This window comes from Chryseobacterium sp. TQ-BC-N36, assembly GCF_058382295.1.
The window spans coordinates 4815267-4836126 of the sequence record NZ_CM178175.1; the positions used below are offsets into that span (position 1 = coordinate 4815267).

General features: G+C 37.6%; 19 protein-coding genes and 3 tRNA genes. 10 read left to right on the plus strand and 12 right to left on the minus strand.

Annotated features, from left to right (window positions below; translation table 11 throughout):
- Window positions 1–219 precede the first annotated feature (219 nt).
- The 4 genes from AC3FI7_RS21770 to AC3FI7_RS21785 all read right to left on the minus strand — a co-directional run bounded on the left by AC3FI7_RS21770 (window position 220) and on the right by AC3FI7_RS21785 (window position 830).
- On the minus strand, window positions 220–489 hold the full coding sequence (locus AC3FI7_RS21770) for a GIY-YIG nuclease family protein (RefSeq protein ID WP_142724715.1): 270 nt from the start codon (window positions 487–489) through the stop codon (window positions 220–222).
- 51 nt (window positions 490–540) lie between these two features.
- Window positions 541–614: transfer RNA gene (locus tag AC3FI7_RS21775), tRNA-Arg, on the minus strand.
- Between the two features lie 42 nt (window positions 615–656).
- Window positions 657–731: transfer RNA gene (locus tag AC3FI7_RS21780), tRNA-Pro, on the minus strand.
- Between the two features lie 14 nt (window positions 732–745).
- Window positions 746–830 (minus strand) — tRNA-Ser (locus AC3FI7_RS21785).
- A 135-nt stretch (window positions 831–965) separates the two neighbouring features.
- Here AC3FI7_RS21785 and AC3FI7_RS21790 point away from each other — a divergent pair.
- The 4 genes from AC3FI7_RS21790 (at window position 966) to AC3FI7_RS21805 (ending at window position 5590) form a co-directional block, all read left to right on the plus strand.
- Complete coding sequence (locus AC3FI7_RS21790) at window positions 966–1991, plus strand: N-acetylmuramoyl-L-alanine amidase (RefSeq protein ID WP_343661555.1); 1026 nt, start codon at window positions 966–968, stop codon at window positions 1989–1991.
- A gap of 72 nt (window positions 1992–2063) precedes the next feature.
- Window positions 2064–3464, plus strand: coding sequence for an aspartate ammonia-lyase (gene aspA, locus AC3FI7_RS21795; RefSeq protein WP_291904076.1), 1401 nt, complete (start codon window positions 2064–2066; stop codon window positions 3462–3464).
- 89 nt (window positions 3465–3553) lie between these two features.
- Complete coding sequence (locus AC3FI7_RS21800; protein WP_491460892.1) at window positions 3554–4408, plus strand: glycosyltransferase family 2 protein; 855 nt, start codon at window positions 3554–3556, stop codon at window positions 4406–4408.
- A gap of 138 nt (window positions 4409–4546) precedes the next feature.
- Window positions 4547–5590: a hypothetical protein gene (locus tag AC3FI7_RS21805; RefSeq protein WP_491460893.1), complete on the plus strand. Its 1044-nt coding sequence runs from the start codon at window positions 4547–4549 to the stop codon at window positions 5588–5590.
- Window positions 5591–5593: 3 nt separating this feature from the next.
- Here the strand turns inward: AC3FI7_RS21805 and AC3FI7_RS21810 are convergent, their stop codons facing one another.
- The 8 genes from AC3FI7_RS21810 to AC3FI7_RS21845 form a co-directional block, all read right to left on the minus strand.
- The gene (locus AC3FI7_RS21810) at window positions 5594–6277 is read right to left on the minus strand and encodes a TMEM175 family protein (protein ID WP_172617082.1); all 684 of its coding nucleotides are present in this window, start codon (window positions 6275–6277) and stop codon (window positions 5594–5596) included.
- Between the two features lie 73 nt (window positions 6278–6350).
- Window positions 6351–7850: a lipopolysaccharide biosynthesis protein gene (locus AC3FI7_RS21815; protein WP_491460894.1), complete on the minus strand. Its 1500-nt coding sequence runs from the start codon at window positions 7848–7850 to the stop codon at window positions 6351–6353.
- A 9-nt stretch (window positions 7851–7859) separates the two neighbouring features.
- Complete coding sequence (locus AC3FI7_RS21820) at window positions 7860–8654, minus strand: FkbM family methyltransferase (protein ID WP_491460895.1); 795 nt, start codon at window positions 8652–8654, stop codon at window positions 7860–7862.
- A gap of 268 nt (window positions 8655–8922) precedes the next feature.
- On the minus strand, window positions 8923–9588 hold the full coding sequence (locus AC3FI7_RS21825; protein ID WP_142724706.1) for a DUF2461 domain-containing protein: 666 nt from the start codon (window positions 9586–9588) through the stop codon (window positions 8923–8925).
- A 125-nt stretch (window positions 9589–9713) separates the two neighbouring features.
- Window positions 9714–10943 (minus strand): ABC transporter permease, encoded by a 1230-nt coding sequence (locus tag AC3FI7_RS21830; RefSeq protein ID WP_343661560.1) that lies wholly within the window; start codon window positions 10941–10943, stop codon window positions 9714–9716.
- 23 nt (window positions 10944–10966) lie between these two features.
- Entirely contained in the window at window positions 10967–11716 is a 750-nt protein-coding gene (locus AC3FI7_RS21835) for an ABC transporter ATP-binding protein (protein WP_142724704.1), read from the minus strand.
- Between the two features lie 56 nt (window positions 11717–11772).
- Window positions 11773–13050, minus strand: a complete 1278-nt coding sequence (locus AC3FI7_RS21840) for an efflux RND transporter periplasmic adaptor subunit (RefSeq protein WP_491460896.1) — start codon at window positions 13048–13050, stop codon at window positions 11773–11775.
- 3 nt (window positions 13051–13053) lie between these two features.
- Window positions 13054–14364, minus strand: coding sequence for a TolC family protein (locus AC3FI7_RS21845; RefSeq protein ID WP_491460897.1), 1311 nt, complete (start codon window positions 14362–14364; stop codon window positions 13054–13056).
- 227 nt (window positions 14365–14591) lie between these two features.
- Between AC3FI7_RS21845 and AC3FI7_RS21850 the strand changes: the two genes are divergently transcribed.
- The 6 genes from AC3FI7_RS21850 (at window position 14592) to AC3FI7_RS21875 (ending at window position 20860) form a co-directional block, all read left to right on the plus strand.
- On the plus strand, window positions 14592–16283 hold the full coding sequence (locus tag AC3FI7_RS21850) for a DEAD/DEAH box helicase (protein WP_142724701.1): 1692 nt from the start codon (window positions 14592–14594) through the stop codon (window positions 16281–16283).
- Window positions 16284–16434: 151 nt separating this feature from the next.
- Window positions 16435–17073 (plus strand): DUF47 domain-containing protein, encoded by a 639-nt coding sequence (locus AC3FI7_RS21855; RefSeq protein ID WP_002981301.1) that lies wholly within the window; start codon window positions 16435–16437, stop codon window positions 17071–17073.
- 13 nt (window positions 17074–17086) lie between these two features.
- Complete coding sequence (locus AC3FI7_RS21860) at window positions 17087–18229, plus strand: inorganic phosphate transporter (protein WP_291904055.1); 1143 nt, start codon at window positions 17087–17089, stop codon at window positions 18227–18229.
- A gap of 101 nt (window positions 18230–18330) precedes the next feature.
- Window positions 18331–19302: a polyprenyl synthetase family protein gene (locus AC3FI7_RS21865; protein ID WP_142724699.1), complete on the plus strand. Its 972-nt coding sequence runs from the start codon at window positions 18331–18333 to the stop codon at window positions 19300–19302.
- A gap of 76 nt (window positions 19303–19378) precedes the next feature.
- Complete coding sequence (locus tag AC3FI7_RS21870; RefSeq protein WP_491460898.1) at window positions 19379–20329, plus strand: GSCFA domain-containing protein; 951 nt, start codon at window positions 19379–19381, stop codon at window positions 20327–20329.
- On the plus strand, window positions 20330–20860 hold the full coding sequence (locus AC3FI7_RS21875) for a DUF4269 domain-containing protein (protein ID WP_491460899.1): 531 nt from the start codon (window positions 20330–20332) through the stop codon (window positions 20858–20860).

A 20860-nucleotide genomic window follows, 5' to 3' on the forward strand; every position in this document is an offset into this window, starting at 1 on the left:
ATACCCATTTCAGTATCCAAATCTAATAATTATTGTACATTCAAACTAACAGTTATTGTATATTCATAAAAGGAAGATGATTCCATTTTTGAGACCAGCCCAGAAATGTAAAAATATATAGCAAAAATACATGAGAACTAAAATAAACAAAAAACCTCACAATAAAAATTGTGAGGTTTTTTGTGAGCGCGAAAGGATTCGAACCTTTGACCGTCCCGATTACAAATCGGGATGCTCTATCTTTGTTGTATGTACGAGTTTCTGAATTCTTGATTTGCTTTTCCATGCTTTAATTTCTCTTTCCCTTTTATATGCTGAAGACTTGGAAACTAAAGTTTCAAAATAGACCACTTTCCAGTCTTTTGTTTTTGATGTAAAACCTTTATGATCCGATAAATGTTTTCTTAATCTTTCTTGTAAAGATTCCGAGGAATGTCCGACGTAGAATTTATCTAAAGTTTTAGAATAAAGTATATAGCAAAAATACATGAGAATTAAAATAAACAAAAAACCTCACAATAAAAATTGTGAGGTTTTTTGTGAGCGCGAAAGGATTCGAACCTTTGACCGTCTGCTTAGAAGGCAGATGCTCTATCCAGCTGAGCTACGCACCCTTAAAAGTTGATTCCCGCTTAGTCAATAAGCACATTAAAAAGTCGGGGCGGCAGGATTCGAACCTGCGACCTCCTGGTCCCAAACCAGGCGCGATGACCGGACTACGCTACGCCCCGAATATATAGAAGAGCGGAGGGTAAGGGATTCGAACCCTTGCGACACTTTCGCGTCGACAGTTTAGCAAACTGCTCCGTTAACCACTCCGGCAACCCTCCTTTTTGTTTATTTTTTAATGATCGTTGTTCCGTTATTGCGAGTGCAAATATAGAACAGATTTCTTTATTTACCAAATAAAATTCAAGAAAATTTTGTGTATTTTTGAGGTAATAAATCATCCAAAAACCAAACTGATGCGTAAAACATTATATATCATCGGATTAAGCACATTTGTTTTTTCATGTACTTCACAGCAAAATGTGAAAAAAAATACATACAAGCCGAAAAGCCCGGTAACACAAGCGAAACCAACAGTTCAGACGACACCTCCGGTTCCTCCTAAACCAAAAGTGGTATCTGATCATGGAGTTGACTTTTTTACTACCAATATAGCAGACCCAACCAAAAATGATAATACGGCAAGTTATGGCTCTATTGTCTCTGCAAAACCGATCGGATATAAAGTAGTAAAGACTTATTTTCCGGCAGTAGCCCAAAATTTCAGACAGCGTTACTTAATATTACACTATACAGCCCTTCCGGACGACAAATCGATTACAGTTCTTACCCAGCAGTCGGTAAGCGCGCATTACCTGGTAAACAATACAGGAGATAACGAGATTTACCAGCTGGTGGATGAAAACAAACGAGCGTATCATGCGGGAGTAAGCGCCTGGAGAAATGACAAAAACCTTAATGATACCTCCATCGGTATTGAAATTGTAAATACAGGGTATACTACAGATGCTGCGGGCAAAAGAACGTTTGCTCCTTTCAGTGATGATCAGGTAAAAAAAGTAGCCGCATTGGTTAAAGATATTGTGACACGATATCAGATTCAGCCTACCAATGTATTGGCTCACGCAGATATTGCTCCTACCAGAAAACAGGATCCGGGGCCGATGTTTCCGTGGAAGAAGCTATATGACGAATACCAGGTCGGAATGTGGTATGATGAAGCAGCTAAACAAACCTATCTTGAACAGGCTCAGGCCGATATTACGGCAAGATATAATGATTCAAGCTTTATTTTCCTGATTCAGACAGCATTGCAGAAATTCGGATATGGATTGGATCTCAGCGGAAAATGGGATGATGCTACCAAAAAAACAATTGAAGCATTCCAGTACCATTTCCGTCCTCAGAATTATGACGGCATCATGGATGCCGAAACATGGGCGATACTGCAGGCTTTAAATCAAAAATATCCAGTAAAATAATTCAAACTAAAACGCATCGGTTAGATGCGTTTTTGCTATCTTTAAACCATCAAAAACAGTAAAATATCTGTAATGGAAAATTTCAGAAAAGAAAGTGATCTGTTAGGCGAACTGAATGTGCCTTTAGATGCTTATTATGGGGTTCAGACACAAAGAGCTATCAACAATTTTAAAATTTCAGGACAGCTTTTGTCTTCTTATCCGGAGTTCATCAAAGGGTTGGCTTTTGTAAAAAAAGCAGCGGCAAAAACCAATTATGAATTAGGCCTTTTAGACGAAAACCTGTATTTCAAGATAGCAGAAGCATGTGACGAAATTGTAGAAGGGAAATATCATGACCAGTTTCCGGTAGATATGATTCAGGGTGGGGCAGGAACTTCCATCAATATGAATGCCAATGAGGTAATTGCCAATATCGTGTTGGAAAAATTAGGAAAAAGCAAAGGAGAATATGAATTCTGTTCACCGAATGACCATATCAACCTTTCCCAGTCAACCAATGATGCTTATCCTACCGCTATTAAGATGGGACTGCTGCAGATGAACATAGGATTGGTAGAGAAGCTTGAAAAAATCATAGAGGCTTTCCGGGCCAAAGGACAGGAGTTTCATGACGTGATCAAAATGGGACGTACACAACTTCAGGATGCTGTTCCAATGACACTGGGGCAGGAATTTGAAGCATATGCAGCCACGTTGGAAGAAGATATTTCCAAACTGAATAACAATGCCAGTCTTTTTGTGGAAGTAAACATGGGCGCAACAGCTATCGGGACAGGATTGAATGCTCCGGTAGGGTATGCTACTCTTTGTGCTAAAAACTTAGCCCAGATTACAGGATTTCCCATTGTTTCAGCACCGGATTTAGTGGAAGCTACTCCTGATACAGGATCGTATGTGATCTATTCTTCAGCAACGAAACGTCTGGCTGTTAAACTGTCCAAAATCTGTAATGATTTAAGATTACTTTCATCAGGGCCGAGAGCCGGTCTTTTTGAAATCAACCTTCCTCCAATGCAGCCGGGATCTTCCATTATGCCGGGGAAAGTAAACCCAGTTATTCCGGAAGTGGTCAATCAGGTCTGCTTTAAAGTATTCGGAAACGATCTTACTGTGACTTTTGCCGCTGAAGCAGGGCAATTACAGCTGAATGTAATGGAACCGGTACTTTCTCATGCCATCATGGAAAATATCAACTTCCTTTGCAACGCTTTGGATACCCTTCGTGAGAAATGTGTGGTTGGAATTACAGCCAATAAAGAAGTTTGCCTGAATATGGTAAAACACAGCATTGGTATCGTAACGGCACTTAACCCTTATATTGGGTACAAACAGTCTACACAGATTGCAAAAGAAGCATTGGAAACCGGAAAGAGTGTTTACAACCTTGTTCTTGAAAAAGGAATTCTTTCTCAGGAAAAACTGGACGAAATACTGGATCCGAAAAATATGCTGAAACCGCATAACAAATAAATTCTAAAAACAATGAATGATCAATGATAAGTGATATGCTAAAAAGCTTCTTGTCATTGATCATTAATCATTAATTACTTATAATTCCCGTGAGGTTTTTAATCATAATTCCTGCCCATAACGAAGAGGAGAACCTCCCATTTACTCTTGATTCTTTACAACAGCAAAGCATTAAAGATTTTAGGGTAGTGGTGGTAAATGATGGTTCTACAGACAAAACACCTGACGTCATCAGGAAATACATAGAGGCAGATTCACGCTTTGAAACCGTTACCCTTCAGAAATCAGAACATCAGCCGGGCTCAAAAGTGGTTCATGCTTTTAAAAAAGGTCTTCAGTCCCAATCTATGGATGATTTTGATATTATCTGTAAATTTGACGCCGATATCATCTTACCGGAAAATTATCTGGAAACCATAGAAACGGCTTTTGCCAATAATCCGGAATATGGTTTGGCAGGTGGACTTCTGTACGTTGAAAAAGACGGAAAATGGGTATATGAAGGGAATTCCAATAAGCATCATGTAAGAGGTCCCATGAAAGCTTATCGTAAAGAATGTTTTATGCAGATCGGAGGATTAAGGGAAACACTGGGCTGGGATAATATTGATTCCATATTGCTTGAAAATCTGGGCTGGAAGGAAGTTGTTTTACCTGAACTCCATGTAAAGCTGATCAAAGTAAAAGGAGCTGATTACACAATACGTCCTGCCGATTATTACGGAAGATATTTTTATTTCCTGGGGCTGAACAGATTTCTTGCATATATTGCCTCTTCAAAAGAAGCGATGAAAAGCAAGTCTGTCGGTTTTTTCTTCGACATTGTTAAGTCTTATGAAGGCTGCAGATCAGAGAAACTGGAATTGAAAATTACAAAAGAAGAACAGACAGCTGTAAATGATCAACGCTGGAAAATGCTGAAGAAGAAATGGCTGAAGATGTAAGAAGTATAAATCCAGAAATTGTAGAAGGCTTCATGAATCATTATTGGAAAATTCAATAGGAACGGGCTTTAGCCCGTTTAATCAAAAAAATAAAAAATCCATCGGCTTTAGCCGAAACTTAAGAATGTAACTCCCATCGTGAAAAAAATAGCTTACATAGAAATAGATACCCACGCAGAAATTGCCAAGGCTTTCATAGATATTATGAAATACTCTCAGGAGTTTTCAGTAGACTATTATTTTTCGAAAAGAATTAAAGATCAGATTAATCATAGTGATGAGCCTGTATTTTTATCGGACAGTTCTATGATTCTGGATCAGTTAAAAGGTAAAGATTATGATCTAGTTGTTATTGGAACAGTTCACCGTTATTTTAATACATTTTTAGCGATAACAAAAAAGTATAATACAGCAGTCATTTCCCATAACCTTAATTTTATCAAAGCATCAAAATTTGATCTGATAGAAAGCATTTTCAAAGGAGACGTTGTTTTCAGATTAAAACTGTGGCTGAAAGAAGGGCTATTCTACAAAACCAAGGTATACCACACTTCCAGATCTCTTTTGGTATTGGATGAAGCTTTAATCTCAGAAAAGTATCAGTTTCTACCGCTATTTTATACGAGGGATTTTGACAAAACAAAAAATGAAAATCTCATTGTACTTATTCCCGGCGGAGTTTCTCAAAAAAGAAGGGATTATGACTATATTTTCAAAACTATTCAGAATCTGAAGACAGATAAACTTTGCAGGTTTGTTTTTCTTGGAAAAGCAAGCGGGCATGAATTAAAACAACTGGAATATCTGTCCAAAAAACTGCCTGGAAACATTGAAATTACCTATTTTTCTGAAAGGGTTTTATCTGAAGATTTTGAAAGATGGATGCAGAAAGCAGATATTCTATGGTGTCCTATTCAGCAGAATACAGAATTTTTCAGTATCAAAGAAACGTATGGAAAAACTAAAATGACAGGAAACCTGGGTGATGCCATAACATATGGAAAATTAGCCGTTTTTCCCGCAGATTATCTTTCGAAACTCGATTTTATCATTTCTGAAAAAGGAAATGTTATTGAAGAGCTGGAAACACTTAAAAATACCAGTTTTGATTTTCAGAAAAACTACAGTAAAAAAGGAGTCTTGGAAAATCTGGAAAGTACTTTGAATAAAATTATTCAATGACAGTTATGCTGTTTTTGATACTGCTTTTTTCGAAAATCTGTCAAATATTTTTTTTGAGATTCCACACGCAAGAAATACCCATAAAATTGCCTGAATATTGCTCGTTAGAAAGGTTACTGAAAATATAACAGAAAAAGTTATCGTTGTAAATAACAGATCTGAGGTGAACTTTTTTCTTTCCGTTATACTCATTTCAAAAGAATAGTCTTTATGTTTTACAGTGGCAAGCCAATAGAGGATGTAAATAGTAAGACCGGCAAGAATATGATTCAGTAAAAAGATTCTGAATGCTAAGATGACTACATGGATATTATCCACACTTTCCGCAAAAAAAGCAGTAGTAAAAGGAAAGAAGATAATGGGCAGCATCATGGCCATATTGGCGATTACAATTTGTTTATTGTAATTATGAATATGCTTGAACAGGAAATGATGACGCATCCAATACGTTACAATCAGGAAAAAGCTCAATAGAAGGGCAAGCAGATTGTATTTGAGTTCCACGAGCTGCTCCCACACACTGTCAAAAGAGCTTTCTTTAGTCACATGGGGGATTTTAAATTCTATGATAAGAAGGGTGATGGCAATAGCAAAGATGGCATCGCTGAAAAAGGCCAGACGTTCTACCTGGAAGTCATGTTTTGGGTGCTTATTGTGATCAGTGTTTTCTTGCAGTTTCTCAGTCATAGCATGGTATTTCAAATATGTACAGTCAATCGGTTGATTTGTGTGCATAATTGCTGCTAATGTAGTATTTTTTTTATTTAATCTTAAAAATACTTTTAATGAACGTGATATTCAGATAATCTTCAACAGGAAATATTTTTGTGAAGTAATTTCCAATATAAATCAGCAGTAATACAACTGCCGGTTTGTAAACAAGATTAAGCAGATTGCTGTTAAAGTTCGGGAGAACAATAGCGACTGTGATCGCCAGGGTGCAGATGATAGAGACAAAAATCATTTCAATGCTTAATGGCGAAACCTTAAATACAATATAATTGAAAATGATTTTCACAACATTGTAGATGGTAAGGGAAATGGCTGTAGATAAAGCAATTCCAATCAGTTTCAGGTCTGTATTTTTAATGAAATAATAGTTCAGCCCGATCGTAAGTCCGGCCAGTAAAAGCATGACCAGGATGTTGAACCTGTAATATTTTGAAAGTGAAATAATGTTTCCATTGAATCCGGTGGCAAGATCGATCAATACCGCAGAGCCCCAGATCCAAACTACTGGTTCATATTCTCTGAGCATGGTTCCGTTCTTGGGCATAAATTGCGTCAGATACGGGAATCCCACCATAATACATGAGAATAAAACAGCACCGAGGAAGTACAGCGTTAAAGATGTTTTTTTATGGAATCTGTCCAGTTCCACCATATCTCCATCTGCCAGTGTTTTATTAATGATAGGTGCAGAAATATTGAATAATCCAAGTTGTGGAATAGAAATTAATGAGATCAGTGCATATAAAACAGAGTAAATACCTACTTCTTCCATTCCCATAAATTCCCCGATCATAAAACTGTTGATGGCCAGGTAATTTCCGAAAGTCCCAAGAAATCCGAAGAAACTGTAATTGAAAAACTCTTTCCAGAAATTATTCTTCTTAAAATAATCTGTATTAAAATCCAGCTGAATCTTTTCAAGCTTATTGGTGTAATAAATGTAACCCAAAAGCATCAAAAAGAAAATTCCAAAAAAGAAAGCAAACGCAATTTTTTGTGATATTGCCGCATTGATATTCTGGGATAAAGCAAAGAAAAACAGACAGAATGCTCCAAGATTGGCTATTTTCGGAAACAGATTATCGAAAATATTGGAAACTACAATTCTCTTATAATTGGAAGTGTATTTATTAAAAATAGCACAAAATGAAAGGATTAAGATCAGCGGAAGAATCATTTCTTTGATTTTCCATGCCTCTGAATGTCTGAACTTCGGATAAAAATAAGGAAGTAAGAAAAATACCACTGTGAAAATAAGAAAATTGATAAAAACAGTAAGCAGTGATAGTGACAGCATATTCTGCTTTTTGCCATCTCTTTCCACGGTGTGAAAAAACTTTACATTCGAATAGGAGATACCCAATACAACAAAGGGAACCAGCATTTCTGCGGTAGGAAGAATGTAGCGCAGTTTTCCATAAAATTCAAAATCATTCGGAAATATGAATATTGCGGAAACGGTGCCCAGCAAAAAACCAATATAACCGATAATGGAATATTTGAAGCCTTGTCTCGCTACTACACTCATAAAGTTGTTTTAAATGTTTTTAGGTATAAAAATAATATTGTTGATGTACTGAGTTTTATTTTTTTCGTCGTTTGTATTTTGTGTTATAATATCTTCTGTAAGATTTTCCAGCGTAAAGCTGTCTCTGTTCAGGTATTTGGCTTCGTATCCCCAGTTTATTACTTCGGATATTTCATTCCAGATAGGTGTGTCGTGGTGTCTTTGTTCCATTTCGACCATTAAAGTCGGCTGAAATCGTCTGATGGTTTCTCTCGCCCCGGACAATGTTTTTATTTCGTTTCCTTCTACGTCTATTTTGATGAAATCAAGTCTGTTGAAATGTTCCAGTGCAGCCCATTCGTCCAGCTTGATAACCTTTACTCTCTCCGTATAGCTTTTCTCTTCCCCTTTTTCTTTATAAGAAGTGTTTAAAGTACCGCGTGAAGCAATCGTTTTTCCATTAATAACAGGTACTTTGAACTCTGCAATTCTGTTTTCATCTGAAAGCGCCAGAGGAAGGATGTGCATTGCCGGAAACAGCCTTTTCAGTCTTCGGTAAAGTTTCTTATTGGGCTCAAAACCATAAATGTTTTCATGATCCAGTGTGTTTTCCAGCTGATACAGGAAGGTTCCCACATTGGCACCAATGTCTAATATCACTGCATTTTTAGAAAGATATTCTTTAATCCATACCAGTTCCGGTTCTACATTACGCTCCGAAAAATTATTTTTACTAAGATTATTTAAAGTTTTAAAATATCTTTTTTTGTAGAAATTCGGACTTATATATTGTAGTTTCTCTGCGATTTTTTGGTATAAAGACATCGTAAGCTTTTTGACGAACAGCAAAGATAAGCAAAAATGTAAAACTTTTCTTAAAAAATGTTAATTATAATAGCTTGATTTTCAGGATGGAATTTTAAAATTTGTTTTTATAAGCTGCTGGATTTTAATAGGTTTTTGATTTGTCGCAAAGGCACCTGCATCCTTCGAATATCTTTTTTAAAATATTCTTACAGAGAAACAATTCAACCGGAATGCACTCAATGATCTGTAAAAAAATGAATTATCTGCGATGAAAAAATAAAGCCGTCTAAAGAAAAGGAGTATTCAGAAAGTCATTGAAGGGTTTCATCAGTTTGAAAACTTGGGTCATATTTTTCACTGCATTTTTATCCAGTACCTCTTCGTCTTTCAGAGAATATATCACAATAAAATTCTTAAGCTTCAGATATTCACCCATGGGATCTTCTTTTTCGAAACCCTGTGGGATTTTTTTCAGTTTGTCTTCCTGGTCAAGCTCTGGAAAATGTTTTTTGAAATCTTTATTGTTGAGGATTTTAAGGAAATCGTCTCCATACAGCGAAATTTCTTTACGTACCTCTTTCAGAACAGAGGATTCAGGCATATAAATTCCTCCTGCCAGAAAGGATTTTCCGGGCTCCATATGAAGGTAATAGCCTCCTTTCTGATTTCCTTTACCCATTCCCAGAGAAGCTCCGAAATTGGTTTTGTAAGGTGATTTGTCTTTTGAGAAACGGGTATCCCTGTAGATTCTGAACAATGCTTTTTTACTGTCAATCTTAGCAAGATCTTCATCAAAACCGGACATTTCTTTAATCAGTTCATCTAAAAACGAAACTACATTCTGCTGGGATTCTGTGTACAGGTTTTTGTTCTCGTTAAACCATTCGCGGTTGTTATTTTTATTTAACTTTTTTAAAAAATCAAATGTTTTGGAAGAAATGCTTGCAGACATATTGTGTAAGGTGTTTTTCGTTATTAAGTGAGATTCAAAACATCTTCTAAGCCCCGAATTCCGAATTTTCGTACCTCGAATCGAAATCTCAAAGGCTCGAATCTCACAACTCAAATGTACAAAAACTATTCATATCTTAGAGCCTCAATAGGGTCAAGTTTTGAAGCTTTCAATGCAGGATAATACCCGAAAAATACTCCTGTCACGGCACAGACGATAAATGAAATTATAATGGACGATTCAGTAATAAATGTGGGCCATGACAGGAAAAATGTAACGAGTTCCGAAGACAGTATCCCTAAAAGTACGCCAAGAATTCCGCCGGTAATACTGATCAATATTGCTTCAATAAGGAATTGGTATAGAATATCTTTTCCTCTTGCTCCAATAGACATTCGCAGCCCGATTTCTTTGGTTCTTTCCGTTACTGATACATACATAATATTCATAATTCCGATTCCCCCCACAACAAGAGAAATCCCTGCAATCGCTGACAAAAGTACAGTCAGAAGCTGGCTGGTAGAACTCATGGTAGAAATGAGCTCTGCCTGGGTTCTTACACTGAAATCATCATTGCTCCCATCAACAGGCAGTTTATGCTGTTTTCTCAGGATCTCAGATACCTGGTCTGTAGCCTGCTGCGAAGTATTTTCATTGGATGAGGCTGCATAAATGGTCTGAACATAGGTGATTCCCAAAAACCTTCTCTGGACCGTATTGAAGGGGGCTATGATCACATCGTCCTGATCCTGTCCGAATGCATTAGAACCTTTTGGAGCGAGGATTCCGATGACTTTCATAGGAACTTTGTTAAATCTTATGATACTTCCTACAGCATCTTCACCATTGGGAAATAAATTGCTGTAAACGGTTTGTCCTAAAAGGCAGACTTTATTGGATGAGGTGACGTCTTTCTTGGTGAAAAGATTTCCCTCGGAAATACCCCAGTCCCGGATGTTAAAATATTCTTCATTCACTCCCTGTAATTGTGTTGGCCAGTTATTAGGTCCATTGATAGACTGTCCGTTGGTCTGTACGGCAGGAGAGACATACGAAACATCTGGAGCTCCTTTTGAAATGGCATCCGCATCCTGAGGTCTCAGCGTCTGTAATCCTGAAGCTCCTATTCTGGCTCCTCCGGAAACATTCACATTACTGGAGGGCCGGATGGTGATCATATTGGATCCCATAGAAGAAAGCTGATCGCTGATGCTTTTTTTGGAACCTTCCCCAATGGCGGTCATGGCAATCACTGAGGCCACCCCTATAATAATGCCGAGCATGGTTAAAAAAGCACGAAGCTTATTCCGTAAAAGGGCTTTCCATGCAATTCTGAAAAGGTTTGAAAGGTTCATGGCAACAAATTTTCAGGTTGAAATTATTTATAATCATCATTTACCGGGAGGTTTTCCAAAGCCTCTTTGGCAGATTTTATATTGTCGTTCTTAATATCCTTGATCACTTTTCCATCACGGAGGGTCACTGTTCTGCTGCTAAAGGTGGCAATATCGGGTTCGTGCGTTACAAAAACAATGGTTCGTCCCTGCTTGTGCAAATCCTGCATTAAAGCCATAATTTCATAAGAGGTTCTGGTGTCCAGGTTTCCGGTGGCTTCATCCGCAAGAATCATTACAGGTTCATTAACCAGTGCTCTGGCGATTGCTACTCTTTGCTGCTGACCTCCGGACATCTGATTGGGAAGGTGGTCAATCCTGCTTTCAAGTTTTACCGCTGTTAAAGCCTGTATAGCCCTTTTGTGACGTTCTTCGGTAGATATTTTGGAATTGTAGAGAAGAGGCAGTTCTACATTTTCTTTTGCGGTTGTCCTTGGAAGGAGATTGTAAGCCTGAAAGACAAAACCGATTTTCTGATTTCTGAGAACAGCCAGCTCATCACGGTCAAGATTTTTAATATTAACACCATCCAGAATATAATCGCCGCCGGATGGCTTATCCAGACAGCCGATAATATTAAGCAGAGTAGATTTTCCGGAACCACTGCTTCCCATAATGGTCACAAATTCACCTTTCTCTACGGTAAATGTGACACCTTTAAGGGCATGAACGATTTCTTCACCCATCCTGAATTCTCTTTTCAGATCTGTGATCTCCAGAATTTTTTCTGCCATGACTTTTGTTTTAGGTTTGCCGGTTGTTTGGGTTTGAGCGGAATCCCCGAACTTTATTATCTAGGTCCGCCGCCACCGCCGCCGCTGTTTCTGTTATTATTTCCACCACCTCTTCTCTGAGGCATAAACGGGCTTTTTGTCTGTCCGCCGGAGGATTTTTTTGACAGTACTTTATAGCCGGTAATGATATTGTCATTTTTATTCAATCCTGATATCACCTGTATTTCGGTATCATTATCCATCCCTGTTTTTATTTTTTTTCTTGAAATGGTGCTGTCCTGGGCAATAATCCAGACGGCGGCTTCATTTTTCTTTTCGCCACCTTTGTTATTATTCTGTTTCTTCCATTGTCCTTTCTCATGTTTTTTACCGTTGGCAAATGGAGAATTTACTTTGTATTTCCGGATGATCAGACTGTCTGGCCTGAAGCTTGTTGCAGCCACTGGAATTTTCATCACATTGTCTAAAACCTGTGTGTAGATCGTAATGTTGGCTGTCATTCCCGGCTTCAGTTTTAAGCTGGAATTATCTGCATTGATGATGGTGGTATAATTCACCACATTTGACGAAACGGTGGGATGGAGACGTACTTCGGAAACTTCACCGTCAAAAGTTTCATCCGGAAAAGCATCCACTGTAAATGTTGCTTTCTGACCTACCTTTACATTCCCGATATCCGCTTCATCTACAGAGGCCCGTACCCTCATTTTGGTAAGATCCTTGGCAATACTGAACAGGGTAGGAGTGCTGAAGCTTGAAGCTACGGTCTGTCCCTCACTTACATTTCTGTTGAGAACAGTTCCGTCGATCGGAGAATAGATATTAGTCAGCGACAGGTTTTTATTGGCAGTAGAAAGCTGTGCGGTTACAGCGCCTACCTGTGCTTTTGCTGCATTGTACTGATTCGTGGCATTATCATAGTCCGCCTTGCTGATTGCTCCAACTTTATAGAGCTGCGACTGCCTGTTGATATTGATTTCGTTATAAGCAAGATTACTTTTTGCATTTTGCAGGTTAGCTTCGATCTGTTCTGACTGAAACTGCAGCAGATCGGGATCTAAAGTGGCCAGTAATTGTCCCTTTTTGACCGTAGAATTGAAATCCACGTAAATATTTTTGATGATCCCTGATACCTGGGTACCTACTGCAACAGTATCTACAGGCTGAATTGTTCCGGTAGCAGTAATGGAATTGGATATGTTTCCCATTTCAGGTTTTACGGTCTCAAGCTGGATCTTTATTTCTTTTTCTCTGATGAAGAAAAACCAGACTGCACCTATTGCAATGATGCCGCCCACAACCCAGTACAACCATTTTTTATTCTTTGTGTTCATAGCTTACTTTAGATTTATAGGGTTACCTGCGTAAAAATCGTAGATCTGTTGGTTAAGGACTGCAGTGTATTTGGCCTGCAGATAATTCTGAACAGATTGTATATAAAGCAGTCTCTGCTGTTGAAGCTGTACATAATCTATGCTTCCTATTTTCATCTGAGCGTTGACTATATCATAACTTTGCTTACTGATATCCATCTGCTTAAAGGCAGAGTCATATTGAGACAGTGCATTCTGAAGATTGATATAAGACTGCTCTATCTGCTGATTAAGAACTGTTTTGGTATTCAGTAAATCAAGATTGGCCTGTTTGATGGCAATTTTTGATTTCTCAATCTGTGTTTTATAAATTCTGTTGTTGTAAATCGGGATGCCAAGGCTTAAGCCGATAGGCATGTAGAAATTGTTTCCCAGCTGATTAAAATAATTTCCGTTTCCGTTAGAGTAATTGGTGGAAATATTTCCTGTCAGACTCAATGTAGGCTGAATGGAGGCTCTGGCCATTTTCAGATTTGTATTGGAATTTTCTACGTTCAGTTCTCCATATTTTACTTCAGGACGTTGATCTTGTGCGAGGTTCTGTACATCCTGCAGAGGCTTCAGCTGGTCGTCAACCATAATGCTGTCGGGTTTTACAATCTGAAAATCATAATCCGAAGGAAGCTGCAGGATTTGTTTTAGATTAACAGTATTGGTCCGAAGATTATTTTGGGCTGCGGTGAGGTTATATTGATCCTGGGCTACCTGTGACTGTATCTGCAGATAATTTAATTTAGAAAGACTTCCTGCTTTGTATAACTGGTCACCCTGTTTTAATTGAGTTTGTGTCGTTTTCAGGACATTTTCAAGAGAAATAATATTTTCCTGGTTCATCAGGATATTCAGGTAAGCCTGGGCAATGGTAAGAGTAATGCTGTTTTGTGCTTCCTGTACCGAAAGGTCAGCCATCTGTACCAGGAGATTTTTTGAAGTTTCGTTGTTTTTGATATAGTTGGCGTGATAAAGGGTCATTGAAGAATTGGCTCCTATGCTTTGAGCCTGCGCACCGGTCATATGAAGGCCGTCACTTCCGTTGAGGGCAAAAAGCCCTTGTGAAATAGCTCCGCTTAAGTTGGGATATTTTGCTTCTTTTGCCTGAAGAAGATCCTGTTGGGCTGAATTTTTTGAGAGCCTTAGAGAGTTGATAGAAATATTATTTGCCTTTGCGTATTCAATGCAGTTTTCCAATGTCCAGGCAGACGGATAATGGGGTGTCTGGGCAAATATTTCAATGGCTATGCATGAGAATATCAAAAAGAAAAATTTGCTTTTCATGGCTTTGTTTTTGAAAATTCATAAATAACACAGAAAAAATCAATCCAATTTAATAAAAAAAAATAATGTTTAACAACTTTTTAACCCACGGCATGTTTTTTTAGATTTAATTTTCCAAAAATTAAAAATATATTAAAAGATTCTGAATTTAAGTTTGTATATTTAAAACTTTGTTCAAAAACAAATCAAATATTTATTGTATCTTTGCAAAAATTTTAAAATAGTTAATGAATTTATTTACGGAAACCAATTTAAGTCCTGATATTCTTAAGGCAATTGGCGAACTGGGTTACGAAAGCCCAACAGAAATCCAAAAACAGACTATCCCTTTTATTCTTTCAGATATTCGCGATTTGATCGCACTTGCGCAGACAGGGACAGGCAAAACAGCAGCGTTTTCGCTTCCGATTTTGGATATGATTGACGATACGAGTCGCAAAATCCAATTATTGGTGCTTTGTCCGACACGGGAATTATGTCTTCAGATTTCTAAAGACATAAAGAATTACTCTAAATACATGAAAGACATCAAGACAACTGCGGTTTATGGTGGAAGTAGTATTGTAGAGCAGATGAGATCTTTGAAGGATAAGCCACAAATTATTGTGGGAACTCCGGGAAGAGTAATTGATCTTATCAACAGAAAAGCGTTAGACTTTTCTGCTATTCATTGGTTAGTATTAGACGAAGCTGATGAAATGCTTTCTATGGGATTCAAGGATGAATTGGAAACCATTCTAAGCGAAACTCCGGAAACGAAACAGACTTTCTTATTCTCTGCAACGATGAATAAAGAAGTGGAAAGAATTTCCAAAAATTACCTTACAAAACCTCACCGTATTTCTGTAGGTTCTATCAATGAAGTGAAGAAGAACATTACTCACGAATACTATGTGGTAGGGTACCGTCAGAAAAAAGAAGCATTGAAAAGATTAATTGATGCCAACCCTAACCAGTACTCTATTATCTTCTGCAGAACGAGAATGGAAACTCAGGAGGTTGCTGATTTCTTAATGCAGAACGGATATGCAGCTGATGCTCTTCATGGTGATCTTTCTCAGGCGCAGAGAGATACGGTAATGAAGAAATTCAGATTGAAAAACATTGATATTCTTGTAGCGACAGACGTGGCAGCAAGAGGATTGGATGTAAACTCTCTGACTCACGTTATTCACTTCTCTTTACCGGATGATCCTGAAGTATTCGTTCACAGAAGCGGAAGAACAGGTAGAGCCGGAAAAGACGGTATTTCTATGGCTTTAATTAAGCCTGAAGAAAGCAGAAAACTGAAACAGATCAAATCTTCAACAAAAATTGAAATCCACGAAAGATTTATTCCTACAGGTGATGATATTATCAAAGCTCAGGTAGGAGGTGTATTCGAAAAATTGTTGACAGAACACGAAGATCTTTTCGAATTTGATGACAGTTTAATCCCGGATCTGAGCAACTTTACAAAAGAAGAACTGGTACACCAGCTTCTGCAGTTCCAGCTGAAAGATCTTGCTTTATACTACAAAGACAAGCATGACCTTGTTGAGCAGAAATTAAGCAGCAGAGATGATGACTACTCAAGAAGAGATCGCGGACGTGACAGAGACAGAGATAGGGGTCGTGACAGAGACCGTGGAAGAGACAGGGACCGTGGTGGAAAGCCAAGAAGAAAAGATGAAAACATGGTAAGATTCTTCTTCAACCTTGGTAAAAAAGACCACCTGAAGAAACTTGACGTTTTAGATATTATCAATAAAGCTACTGCTGGCGGAAAAAGCAAGAAGAGAGCTGAAATCGGTGATATTGAAATCTTAGAGAAATTCTCTTTCTTCGAAGTTGAAAAATCGTTCAAAGACAATGTGTTGAGCAATATTCAATCGATGAAATTCAAAGGAAAAGATATGAGAGCTGAAGTAGCAAACTAATCTCTTTCCAAACCATACAAAACCGGCATTAATGCCGGTTTTTTTATTTGATAATCAGTTGTTAAGCGAATGTTAACAAAACTTAATGTTAGATAGTTTCAGGTACAATCCTTTTTTAAGAAATTTGCACACGAATTATAAATACTAAAAAATGGGAATTGGTAATATTTTCCACGCTTTTCAACCAAAAGATAAAATCTTCTTTGTACTTTTCGAAAAAGTAACTGAAAATCTAGTTGCAATGTCAGAAGAATTCAACACAGGAATCAAGGATTTCGATCTTAATGACGATTCAATGTTGAAAAAAATGAGTGACTTCGAACACAAGAATGATGAACTTACTCACGAAATTTTCGTAGAATTAGGGAAAAACTTCATTACTCCTTTTGACCGTGAGGATATCCACACATTGGCAACAGGATTGGATGATATTGCTGATTATATCTACGCTTCCACAAAATATATTTTCCTTTACAAATCACCTGAGATGAAGGCTTATTCAGACTTCTCCCTATTGATCCACAAAGCATGTCTTGAAATTCAGAATGCTATGAAAAACCTTAAAGGGTTCAAAAACATGGAACAGGTGAAAGAAGCTTGTATTAAGGTGAACTCTATTGAGAATATTGCGGACGATCTGCTATCCAATTCAATGGTAGAATTATTTGAAACCAATGATGCGATCAACATTATTAAAGTTTCATCAGTACTGAACTACCTTGAAGTTGTAACGGATAAAGCAGAAGATGTTGCCAATACGATTGAGAACATCATGATTAAATACGCCTAATACATAGCAAAAAATGGAATTTCCGATTTTACTGATAGTTATTATTGCGCTGGCCCTGATCTTCGATTATATCAATGGTTTCCATGATGCGGCCAACTCAATTGCAACTATAGTTTCTACAAAAGTTTTAACTCCATTCCAGGCTGTACTTTGGGCGGCACTTTGGAACTTTGCAGCGTTCTTCATTGCTGCTTATATTATTGGAGAATTCAAAATTGGTAATACAATTGCCAAAACAGTTAACGAGAATTTTATCACCCTTGAAGTTATATTTTCCGGTCTTGTGGCAGCGATTGCCTGGAACCTGCTGACATGGTGGTTCGGAATTCCTTCGTCGTCGTCACATACGCTGATCGGAGGTTTCCTGGGAGCCGCTCTTATGCATGCTTTCATGATGGATTATCATGCTGTGGCAGCAGCGCAGCCGGATCTTGGAACATGGGGCACAATAAAAGAAGCTTTTCACCAGGTAACGCATCAGAGCGTGGTGAAATTTGATAAAGTAATTCCTATCTTCCTGTTCATTTTCATGGCACCGATCATAGGGATGATCATCTCCGTTATCATTACACTGATTATCATACATCTTTATAAAAGATCAAACCCACACAAAGCAGATCAGTCTTTCAAAAGACTGCAGTTGGCTTCTTCAGCTTTATTCAGCTTAGGACACGGTTTGAATGATGCTCAGAAAGTAATGGGGATCATCGGGGCAGCAGTGATTTATTATCACGTTAATATGCTTCAGGATGTACAGTATCTGAATATTCCTTCTGCAGAACGTTTTGACTATTTTGCTCAGCATTATATCTGGGTTCCTCTGGTTTCGTTCCTTGCTATTGGTTTAGGGACAATGAGTGGTGGTTGGAAGATCATTAAAACAATGGGTACCAAAATCACTAAAGTGACTTCATTAGAAGGAGTAAGTGCAGAAACAGCAGGTGCTATCACCTTATTCATCACAGACCACTTCGGTATTCCTGTATCTACAACCCATACCATTACAGGTTCTATCATCGGGGTAGGATTGACAAAAAGAGTTTCAGCAGTAAGATGGGGAATCACCGTAAGCCTTCTTTGGGCTTGGGTATTAACAATTCCAATCTCTGCCATTGTAGCAGGAATTACCTACCTAGTGGTAACTTTCTTATCCTAATATATAACTCATATCAACATATAAACTTTGTCCATTTGGACAAAGTTTTTTGTTTTATAAAGCCTCGAAAAATCGTATTTTTGTTCAAATTATAAGATTTTATGGAATTTTTAGACAGATACCAGCAGATTGTTGCAGACGCCATCGCGAAATATACTTTTAAAGACAAGCCTGCGGAGTTATATGAACCGATGAACTACATTATTTCCCATGGTGGAAAACGTCTTCGCCCGATTATGGTGCTTATGGCATGTGATATGTTCGGCGGTGATCTTAAACAGGCAATCAAACCTGCATTGGCCATCGAGTTTTTCCATAATTTCACGCTGATCCATGATGATATTATGGATGAAGCTCCTTTAAGAAGAAATAAACCTACCATTCATACCCTGCATGGTCTTAATGTAGGAATCCTTTCCGGAGATGGACTGATGCTTAAAGCATATAAGTTCTTTGAAGATCTTGAACCTGAAATTTTCAAAGCATGCATCAGAATATTTACTCATACAGGGCTTCTGTTGTGTGAAGGACAACAGTATGATATCAATTTTGAGACTCAGGAAGATGTGACTTTCGATGATTACATCAGAATGATTACTTATAAAACAGGGGTTCTGAGTGCTTCTTCATTTGAGATTGGTGCCCTGATTGCAAAAGCTGACTTTAAAGACGCCAAAGCAATTTTCAACTTTGGAAAACATATCGGGATTGCATTCCAGATTATGGATGATTATCTTGATGTATTCGGAGATCAGGCACAGTTTGGAAAAAAACATGCCGGAGATATTTACGAAAACAAGAAAACCGTTTTATACCTGTTAGCAAGAGAACATGCAACAGATGAAGAAAGAAAAGAACTGGATTACTGGTATTCTAAAAAAACTGAAAATGTAGATAAGGTCTATGGAGTTGAGAAGATTTTCAGAAGAACAAAAGTAGATGAAAAAGCGTTACGTCTGATCGAAAAGCATAATGAAATAGGACAGAGCTATCTTCAGAAAATAGATGTACCGGAAGAAAAGAAAAAACCTTTTATCGAACTGGCAAATTATTTGTTGAGAAGAGAAAGTTAATATAGGTAGCAGAGGATAGGTGGCAGGTAGCAGCAATTTACCTGCAACCTATTTCCTGCAACCTAACCCCTATACAATGAAATTCAGGACAGAAGTTGATATCACCGAATCAGATAAAAAGATTGAGATTGAAGATAAAATATTTTCGATAGGTTCATGTTTTGCCTCTGAGATGACAGATTTATTGCAAGACGGGCAGCTTCAGACACTCAATAATCCTTTTGGAACCATTTTCAATCCTTTTTCTATCAATAATGCAGTTAACAGACTACATGATTCTGCATTTTATGAAGAAGAGGAATTGATTACTTACAATGACGAATATATTTCTCTGGATCATCACACCAGTTTTGATACCCGGTATATTCATCAGACTTTAGATAAAATTAATAAGGCTATTGAAGAAGGAAATGCCTTTCTGCAGGAAGCCGACTGGATTATTATCACTTATGGTTCTTCATTTATTTATGAGTTCCTGCCCAAAAATAAACTGGTGGCCAACTGTCACAAAATTCCCCAAAAGTTTTTTGAGAAAAGACTCCTTAGCCATCAGGAACTGACAAACTCTATTTATCAGACGATTCTGGATCTTAAAGATATTTGTAAAGAAGGGGTTCAGATTCTGTTTACCGTTTCACCCGTAAGACATACAAAAGATGGGATGGTAGAAAACCAGTTGAGCAAGTCCAAACTGATTACAGCAATTCACGAATCGATTTCGATGTTCGAAGACTGCCATTATCTGCCGGTCTATGAAATCTTAATGGATGATCTCCGTGACTACCGTTTTTACAAAGAAGATATGATTCATCCCAGTACACAGGCCGTCAATTATATTTTTGAGAAGTTCGGAAAATCTTATTTTTCAGAAGAAACTCAGAATTTTATCAAAGAAAACTTTAAGATTGTCAAGGCGCTGGAACATAAAACCTGTGATAAGAAAGACCCAAAATTTATAGAATTCAGAGAAAAACTGGATCAGAGAATAGAAAATCAACGTAAAAAAGTAAAACATAAAATATTCTAGATGCCTGACTTTACCCAAATTGACTATCTTAAAGACGGAAATGAAAGGCAGCGAAAAGCTTATGAAATTCTTACAAAGCATCATTTTTTTGAAAAATTAAAAGCTTATTCGCCCATTTTAGCAGGAACTGTTCCTATTGAAATAGACATAGAAGGAAGTGATCTGGATATTATTTTTGAGGTAGATCTAAGATTTGAAGAAGACTTTCTGGATGATTTGATGTTCAGCAGATTTATTCCTCACGACGTGGAAACGAAAGTTGAATATCCTATCATAAACGGTGAAAAATGCATTACATTAAATTTCATGCTGGATGAATTTCCCATAGAGATTTTCGGACAGAATAAACCGACAACTGAGCAGAATGCATACCTTCATATGATTGCTGAACACAAAATATTACAGGAAAAGGGAGAAGAATTCAAACAAAAAATAATAGAATTGAAAAAACAGGGTATAAAAACAGAACCGGCTTTCGGAATGTTGCTGGGACTTGAAAATCCTTATGAAGATCTGTTGAAATTTAAATAA

Coding starts and splice junctions, on each gene's coding strand:
- AC3FI7_RS21770 (WP_142724715.1), bottom strand. CDS start 489: ATGTATTTTTGCTATATACTTTATTCTAAAACTTTAGATAAATTCTAC.
- AC3FI7_RS21790 (WP_343661555.1), top strand. CDS start 966: ATGCGTAAAACATTATATATCATCGGATTAAGCACATTTGTTTTTTCA.
- aspA (WP_291904076.1), top strand. CDS start 2,064: ATGGAAAATTTCAGAAAAGAAAGTGATCTGTTAGGCGAACTGAATGTG.
- AC3FI7_RS21810 (WP_172617082.1), bottom strand. CDS start 6,277: ATGACTGAGAAACTGCAAGAAAACACTGATCACAATAAGCACCCAAAA.
- AC3FI7_RS21815 (WP_491460894.1), bottom strand. CDS start 7,850: ATGAGTGTAGTAGCGAGACAAGGCTTCAAATATTCCATTATCGGTTAT.
- AC3FI7_RS21820 (WP_491460895.1), bottom strand. CDS start 8,654: ATGTCTTTATACCAAAAAATCGCAGAGAAACTACAATATATAAGTCCG.
- AC3FI7_RS21825 (WP_142724706.1), bottom strand. CDS start 9,588: ATGTCTGCAAGCATTTCTTCCAAAACATTTGATTTTTTAAAAAAGTTA.
- AC3FI7_RS21830 (WP_343661560.1), bottom strand. CDS start 10,943: ATGAACCTTTCAAACCTTTTCAGAATTGCATGGAAAGCCCTTTTACGG.
- AC3FI7_RS21835 (WP_142724704.1), bottom strand. CDS start 11,716: ATGGCAGAAAAAATTCTGGAGATCACAGATCTGAAAAGAGAATTCAGG.
- AC3FI7_RS21840 (WP_491460896.1), bottom strand. CDS start 13,050: ATGAACACAAAGAATAAAAAATGGTTGTACTGGGTTGTGGGCGGCATC.
- AC3FI7_RS21845 (WP_491460897.1), bottom strand. CDS start 14,364: ATGAAAAGCAAATTTTTCTTTTTGATATTCTCATGCATAGCCATTGAA.
- AC3FI7_RS21850 (WP_142724701.1), top strand. CDS start 14,592: ATGAATTTATTTACGGAAACCAATTTAAGTCCTGATATTCTTAAGGCA.
- AC3FI7_RS21855 (WP_002981301.1), top strand. CDS start 16,435: ATGGGAATTGGTAATATTTTCCACGCTTTTCAACCAAAAGATAAAATC.
- AC3FI7_RS21860 (WP_291904055.1), top strand. CDS start 17,087: ATGGAATTTCCGATTTTACTGATAGTTATTATTGCGCTGGCCCTGATC.
- AC3FI7_RS21865 (WP_142724699.1), top strand. CDS start 18,331: ATGGAATTTTTAGACAGATACCAGCAGATTGTTGCAGACGCCATCGCG.
- AC3FI7_RS21870 (WP_491460898.1), top strand. CDS start 19,379: ATGAAATTCAGGACAGAAGTTGATATCACCGAATCAGATAAAAAGATT.
- AC3FI7_RS21875 (WP_491460899.1), top strand. CDS start 20,330: ATGCCTGACTTTACCCAAATTGACTATCTTAAAGACGGAAATGAAAGG.